This window comes from Chryseobacterium sp. SIMBA_029, from assembly GCF_046535275.1.
GTDB lineage: Bacteria > Bacteroidota > Bacteroidia > Flavobacteriales > Weeksellaceae > Chryseobacterium.
On the sequence record NZ_JAWRXA010000494.1, the window covers coordinates 1 to 260 of the forward strand.

Genomic DNA, 260 nt, shown 5'->3' on the forward strand with positions numbered 1-260 from the left:
CGGCATAGCCTTTGTCGACAAAGAGGCGGCGCGCAGCCGCGATCAGTGCCTGCTGCGTCTGTTCGGTTCGTTCGCGATTGGTCCTGGTCATATCGCCTATTTACATACACACCGCATGTATGTTAAACGAAAAAACATACAAACTGTATGCAAATTGAAAAGGAGCAATGAAATGAAATCGACGAGCTATTATCCGGTCATCATGACCGGCGACGTGGCGGTAACGGCGGCTTTCTACATAACGCATTTCCGCTTTCAGG

1 pseudogene is annotated in these 260 nt (G+C 49.6%); it reads left to right on the forward strand.

From position 1 onward, the window contains the following. Positions 1–260 (forward strand): annotated as a pseudogene (locus SB679_RS24950) (hypothetical protein); the annotation flags it as partial.